Origin of the sequence: Arthrobacter agilis (assembly GCF_002953615.1) — a bacterium.
Lineage (GTDB): Bacteria > Actinomycetota > Actinomycetes > Actinomycetales > Micrococcaceae > Arthrobacter_D > Arthrobacter_D agilis_B.
The window spans coordinates 3134773-3139542 of record NZ_CP024915.1; the positions used below are offsets into that span (position 1 = coordinate 3134773).

4 protein-coding genes and 1 pseudogene are annotated in these 4770 nt (G+C 71.5%); 2 read left to right on the forward strand and 3 right to left on the reverse strand.

What is annotated here, in order from left to right:
- A pseudogene (locus CVO76_RS15350) lies at positions 1–228 on the forward strand (long-chain fatty acid--CoA ligase); the annotation flags it as partial.
- Positions 229–247: 19 nt separating this feature from the next.
- On the opposite strand, the gene CVO76_RS15355 reads toward CVO76_RS15350, so the two are convergent.
- Positions 248–1453, reverse strand: coding sequence for a TIGR01906 family membrane protein (locus CVO76_RS15355; RefSeq protein ID WP_244186022.1), 1206 nt, complete (start codon positions 1451–1453; stop codon positions 248–250).
- A gap of 106 nt (positions 1454–1559) precedes the next feature.
- Entirely contained in the window at positions 1560–2549 is a 990-nt protein-coding gene (locus CVO76_RS15360) for a stage II sporulation protein M (protein ID WP_208740012.1), read from the reverse strand.
- Between the two features lie 180 nt (positions 2550–2729).
- Here CVO76_RS15360 and CVO76_RS15365 point away from each other — a divergent pair, with 180 nt between their 5' ends.
- On the forward strand, positions 2730–3530 hold the full coding sequence (locus CVO76_RS15365; protein ID WP_208740013.1) for an RDD family protein: 801 nt from the start codon (positions 2730–2732) through the stop codon (positions 3528–3530).
- 31 nt (positions 3531–3561) lie between these two features.
- Here the strand turns inward: CVO76_RS15365 and CVO76_RS15370 are convergent.
- Positions 3562–4770, reverse strand: a 1209-nt coding sequence (locus CVO76_RS15370) for a L,D-transpeptidase (RefSeq protein WP_208740014.1), incomplete at its 5' end; no start/stop codon positions are given.

Sequence of the window (4770 nt, forward strand, 5' to 3'; positions counted from 1 at the left end):
ACCGCCGGGCAGGCCGTGACCGACGCCGATGTCCTCGCCGAACTGCAGGGGGCCGTCGACGCCGCGAACGCCACGGTGTCGCAGGCCGAACAGATCCGGCGGTTCGCCGTGCTGGACGCGGAGTTCACCGTGGAGTCGGGCCACCTCACGCCCACCCTCAAGCTGAAGCGGGCCGCCGTCGTCGCCGACCACGCGGAGGCGTTGGAGGGGCTGTACGCCAAGCGCTAGCGGCGCCCCGCGGATCCCGCTAGGAGGCGTCGAGGGCGTCCTGGTAGCGGGACCGCAGGGCGTCCTGCGCCAGCATCGAGCGCTCCCGGCGGGCCTTCGTGGGCCAGGTCAGGACCAGGGTGAGGACGGTCGCCGCCAGGACGAGTACCGCGACGGTGAGCGCCGAGTCCGTCCAGAACTGTTCGGGGAAGAGCCTGATCAGGGTGTCGTCGACCCGGAAGGTCCACGAGCCGTCGGCGAAGAACAGGGCATGGACCTGCGTGAAGAACGTCTGCCATGCGAGGACCGCGAGGACCGTCAGGACCGCGATGCCGACGAGCGTGAGGACGGCGCCGGAGAACAGCGCGCGCCGGATGCCGCCCCGGTACCGCCGCGCGAGGTAGACGCAGGCCAGGACGGCCAGGACGAAGAGCACGAGGGCCACGAAGAAGGACAGGCCCAGCACGCCCTTCACGTCCGCCATGTGGCCGACTTCGGACTCGAGGAACAGGGGCTCGCCGTCGGCCGTCACCAGGCCGCCGAGATAGCGCGCGGGAGCGAAGTTCAGCACGTAGTCGAGCGCGTAGGAGCCGTAGGTCATGCGGTCGTCCAGCGAGAAGCCGTACGCGTCCGCGGGGAAGCCCGGCCGGTGGTATTCGAGCCACAGGAAGGACGACGACGCGACGGCGCGTACTGCGGCCGCCACGACGATGACGGGGAAGAAGAGGGCGACGACGACCTGGAGGAAGCGCGCCAGGGCGGGCTTCGCCGCTACCGCCTGGTCGCGGACGGCCGCGCGCCGTGCCGCTTCCGTGTCGGTGGGGCGCACCGAGAGCGCCGCGGTGTCCGTCGACGGCTCCCCGGCGGCCGGGGTCGCGCGGCTCCCGTCCCCGGGAGTCCGATCGGCACCGTGGAACGGGTGGGCACCGGACGGCGTCCCGGGGGCGTCGTCCACGGCCGTCCCGCCTGCGGCCCCGGGGCCGTGCGCCTCGGGGTCCGTCGCCTCGGGGTCCGTCGCCTCGGGATCCGCCTCGGAGCCGTCCGGATGCGAGCCGGTCCCGTGGCCGGTGGGGCCGTCCTGCACCGCCGGGATCATCCGGGTGGGCGGTTCCGCGCCGTCCGATGCCGTCGCGTCGTCGCGCACGGCGTCCTCCGCGCCCGGAGCGGAAGGGCGCGGGGCCGTTCCGTCGTGGTCCGGGCCGTGCCCGGTGGAGGCGGTTGAACGGGTGCTGTCGGTCTCGGCCATCGATGTCTCCTCGGTTGGTGCTGCCGGCCCTGGTCCGGCGTCTTCGACACTACCGGCCGGACGCGGGCCCGCCCGGGAGACTCCCCGCACGCCGGCGATCGCGGGTTCAGGCCGTGATGACGGCGTCCCCCCGGTCGACGGCGCCGAGGTCGCCGCGGTGCCCCGCCGCGACCGCCCGCCGCCCGAGGATCAGGGTGTAGGCCCAGTAGGCGGCGAGGACCAGGAAGCCGATGGTGAGCCGGAGCCACGGGGGCAGCCCGCTCGGCGTCACGAAACCCTCGACGACACCGGAGACGAGCAGCACCAGGACCAGTCCGAGCGCCACCGTGATCAGGGCACGCCCCTCCTGCGCCAGGGCCACGGACCGGGAGCGCCGTCCGGGAGCCACCCAGGACCAGAAGATCCGCAGGCCGGCGGCCGCCGCGATGAAGATGGCGGTGAGTTCCATGAAGCCGTGCGGCAGGATGTAGAGCAGGAACACGTCGAACTTGTCGTAGGACGCCATCGTGCCCGCGGCGATGCCCAGGCCCTGTGCGTTCTGGTACAGGATGAAGGCCGGCCAGATGCCCGTCACGCCGAAGGCGACGGCCTGGAGCGCGATCCAGGCGTTGTTCGTCCAGACGAGCCCCGCGAAGGACGCCGCCGGGTTCTCGGAGTAGTAGTCGACGAAGTCCTCCTCCACGTAGCGCCGGAGGTCCTCCTCCGGGCCCAGGGCCTGGATGACCCCGGGCGTCCCCACCCAGAGGGCGTACAGCGAGGTCACGGCGAGGAACAGCACCCCCACCGCCACCGTGAGCCACCGGATGCGGTAGAACGCGGCCGGCAGGGCGAACACGAAGAAGGTGGCGATGTCCTCGAGGGTGTTGGACCTCGCGCCGGTGAAGCGCGTGCGGGCCCGTGAGAGGCGCGTGGACAGGGACCCCGACAGGGCGCTCTCGGGATCCACGGAACGGATGATGGACAGGTGCGTGGAGACGCGCTGGTAGAGCACCAGCAGCTCGTCGGATTCGGCGCCGTCGAGCCGGCGGCGACCGACGAGTTCGTCCAGGCGTTGCCAGTCGCCGCGGTGCACGGCGATGAATGCGTCCACGTCCATGCGCCCAACCCTATAGTCCCCGCGGACCGGAGCGCCCGCCCCGACGCACCCTGCGGACACCCTCCCGGTTCCGCGGCCCGGCGACGCCCCTCGGGGGTGGCGCAGCGATAGGCTGGGCCCGGCGGCGCCGCAGCCCGGCGTGCGCCGCAACGCTCCAGCAGCACGCGTCCAGGGGGTCACATGAGTTCGATCGTCACCGGCGAGGCCGTCGTCCTCGAACTCAGGCCGGCCGGGTTCGCCGCCCGTGGGCTGAGCATCCTGATCGACGTCGTCGCACAGTTCGGAATCGGGATCCTCCTCGCGCTGCTGATCGGCAACGTGTTCGGCGGCGCCCTCGATCCGGCGCTCACCACGGCCCTCCTGCTCGTCGTCGTGGTGCTCCTGCTCGTCGTCGTCCCGGTGACCGTCGAGACCCTCACGCGCGGCAAGTCGCTGGGACGGCTCGTGATGGGCCTGCGGATCGTGCGCGACGACGGTGGGGCCATCCGCTTCCGGCACGCCTTCATCCGCGGCATGCTGGCGATCCTGGAGATCTACCTCCTCGGCGGATCGCTCGCCTTCCTCGTGTCCCTCTTTAACGACAGGTCCAAGCGGCTCGGCGATCTGCTCGCCGGCACCTACGCCATGCGCGAGCGCGTGGTCGTGAAACCGCGGGCACTCGCCGTCATGCCGCCGAGGCTCCGTACCTGGTCGGGGACGGCGGACATCGGGCGCCTCCCCGACGCCCTGGCCCGGCGGATGTCGACGTTCCTCGCGCAGGCGCCGAAGCTCACCCCCCTGGCGCGGTACGCGCTGTCCGTCGACCTCGCGTCCGAGGCGAGCCGGCACGTCTCACCGCCTCCGCCCGCGGACACCTCTCCGGAGGAGTTCCTGCACGCCGTCATCGCATCGCGGCGGGACCGCGACTATGCGGCGATGATGCGCCAGCGCGAACGCACCGAGGCGACAGCGAAAAGGCTCCACACGCTGCCTTTCGGCTAGCCTGCGGAGCCTGTCCGGGATCGGCCGGTGCCTACGGCTGGTCGGTCCACTCGTTCCAGGGCACGTTCCAGTCGCCGAAGCCGTCCCAGACGTACATGGGACCGTAACCGGTGTTCAGGATCTGCACCACGTCGCCGGGGCCGAAGGTGTTGTAGAAGTACTCCGCGCCCTCGGGGGACATGCCGATGCAGCCGTGCGAGACGTTGAAACTGCCCAGCGCCACCTGGGCCGCCGGCAGGGCCTCGTGGACGAAGGCACCGCCGTTGCTCAGCCTGCTCGCGTGGTTCACGACCGTCGGCGGGTAGTAGGCGGGGTCGCCGGGCTCCAGGCCGATGGACTCGGCCCGGAACTGGGTGGACTCGTAGTGCTCCATCACCACCATGTAGCCCTCGGTGGAGGGCCACTCGTCGGTCCCGAGCGTGATGGGGAACGTGCGGTCCAGCCTGCCGTCGAGGTAGACGTTCATCATCTTGGTGTCGTTGTCGACGACGGCGAGGCGCGTGTTGTGCGTCCTCATCGTCAATGTCCTGTCGGCGTTGCCGATCATGCCGTTGCCGAGGTCGACGCCGAAGAGGTTCAGCTCGACGGTGATGGTGCTGTTCGGGGCCCAGAACTCCTCGGGACGGTAGCGGACCTTGGTGTCGGACAACCAGTAGAACGCTCCGGGCTGGTTGCTCGTGCTGGTGACGGTGACGGCCTTCTCCACCGCGTCCCGGTTGGTCACCGGCTCGCTGAAGGTGAACTCGAGGGGCTGGCCCGTGCCGACGGTGCTGCCGTCGAGCGGGAACATCGCGGCGTCGGCCTCGTTGGCGGGTTCGACGGTGGCGAACGTCGATGTCGCCCGCTGTGGGTCTCCCGCTGCGTCGAGCACGGTGTAGGAGAACTCGTACTCGGTGTCGAAGGCGAGCCGTTCGGTGGCGGTCCAGCGCGTGCCGTCGTCGGACAGGGTCCCGGCGATCGGCGTGCCGCCTTCCCGGGGCACCAGTTCGACGGCGTCGAGGGTCGCCCCCTCGACGCTCACGGCCGCGACGGTCGCGGGGTTGACCGCAGAGGCCGTGTCGGTGGGGGTGACGCCGACGGTGTGGTCGCCGTCCGGGGCGGCGGAGACCGTCGGCCGCGGGGCGGCGGACGATGTCACATCAGGGGCCGGGGCCGCCGGGGACGAGGACGAGGAGGACGGGGCAGGGGTGGACCCGGCGGCAGGATCGTTCCACGGGGATGCCGTGGCGATGCCAACACC

Bases quoted from the DNA above. Each gene is read 5' to 3' on its own strand.
- CVO76_RS15355 (WP_244186022.1), bottom strand. From the start codon at position 1,453: ATGGCCGAGACCGACAGCACCCGTTCAACCGCCTCCACCGGGCACGGC.
- CVO76_RS15360 (WP_208740012.1), bottom strand. From the start codon at position 2,549: ATGGACGTGGACGCATTCATCGCCGTGCACCGCGGCGACTGGCAACGC.
- CVO76_RS15365 (WP_208740013.1), top strand. From the start codon at position 2,730: ATGAGTTCGATCGTCACCGGCGAGGCCGTCGTCCTCGAACTCAGGCCG.